Origin of the sequence: Deinococcus pimensis DSM 21231, from assembly GCF_000519345.1 — a bacterium.
In the GTDB taxonomy this organism is placed as follows: domain Bacteria; phylum Deinococcota; class Deinococci; order Deinococcales; family Deinococcaceae; genus Deinococcus_A; species Deinococcus_A pimensis.
In genome coordinates this window covers 3,703-5,029 of the sequence record NZ_KI912666.1, presented here as the reverse complement: position 1 = coordinate 5,029, position 1,327 = coordinate 3,703, and the positions used below count along the sequence as shown (strand labels likewise).

2 protein-coding genes are annotated in these 1,327 nt (G+C 73.8%); both read right to left on the bottom strand.

The genetic code is table 11. The features are described 5' to 3' along the window. Positions 1-96 precede the first annotated feature (96 nt). Positions 97-960, bottom strand: coding sequence for a UDP-N-acetylmuramate dehydrogenase (locus tag DEIPI_RS0117815; RefSeq protein WP_157463778.1), 864 nt, complete (start codon positions 958-960; stop codon positions 97-99). Positions 961-962: 2 nt separating this feature from the next. Beyond that, a partial coding sequence (locus tag DEIPI_RS32365) for a glutamate ligase domain-containing protein (RefSeq protein ID WP_045234647.1) occupies positions 963-1,327 on the bottom strand: 365 nt, incomplete at its 5' end.

The window sequence follows — 1,327 nt, the reverse complement described above, 5'->3', positions numbered from 1 at the left end:
GACGCTCGCGCGGCGCGCGCTCACGTCCGCGTTTCCGGGCCCGGCGCGGGACGGCCTGCGCCTCCACGGCCTCCCCGGGCGCGTCTCCCTGCGGCGTCACGGCCAAAGCTCGTACTCCAGTTCCAGCCCCTCGCCCAGCACACTGCGCACGTGCGTGAGGATGGCGTGCACGTCCGCCGCCGTGGCGTTCCCGAGGTTCACCACGAAGTTCGCGTGCTCGTGCGAGATCATCGCGTTCCCGACGCGGTAGCCCTTGAGGCCCGCCTCGTCGATGAGCTTCCCGGCGCTCACCCCGCCCGGATTCTTGAAGGCGCAGCCGGGCGTGCGCATCTTCGGCTGACCCTTGCGGGCCACGTCCGCGTGCGTCATGCGCGCGAGCACCTCCTCCGGGGTGGACGGCGTGAGCTTCAGGCGCACGCGCGTCACGATGTGGTTGCGGGGAATGCCGCTGTTCCGGTAGCCCCACGCCAGATCGGCGGGCGTGACGACGCGCGCGCCCTCCGGCGTCACGATCTCCAGGCTGTGCAGCCCGTCGAACATCTCCCCGAAGCGGGTGCCGGCGTTCATCCACACGGCGCCGCCCACCTGCGCGGGAATCCCGACGGTGCCCTCCAGCCCCGACAGGCCCAGCTTCTGCAGGCGCCGCACGAGGCCCGGCAGGGGCACCCCGCCGCCCACCCAGCCCGTCACGTGCTCGTGCTCACCCTGGGCGCTCAGCGCCGGGTCCCGCGTGAGGTCCGACGTGGCGAACTCCCCCGCGAGGCGAATCACGCGCTCCGCTACGCCCGCGTCGTCCACGACGAGGTTGCTGCCGCCGCCCAGGATGCGGTAGGGCGCGCTCATCGCGAGGGCGAGCTGCGCGTGGTCGTGGACGGTCCACACCTCGCTCTCGCCGCCCACGCCGAGCGTCGTGTAGCGCGACAGCGGCTCGCGCTGCACCTTCAGGGGCGGGCCCGCCACGGTCACTTCGTCACCTCCGCGTCCGCGAGCTCCCGCGAGAGCGTCCACACGTCCCCCGCGCCCATCGTGACGATCAGGTCGTCCGGGCCGACGGTGGCGCGCAGGTGCGTCACGACGTCCTCCCGCCGGGGGTAGTAGCGGACGTTCGCGTGCCCCGCCCCCCGCATGCGCTCCTCGATCAGGCTGGTGTGGATGCCGGGGATGGGCGTCTCGCCCGCGCCGGCGATGTCGAGCAGCAGCACCTCGTCGGCGGCCATCAGGCTCTCGGCGAGACGCGGCCACGACTGCTGCGTCCGCAGGAAGCGGTGCGGCTGGAACACCACCCGCACGCGCCGCCCCGTCTGCCGCGCCCCGTCGAGGGCCGCCG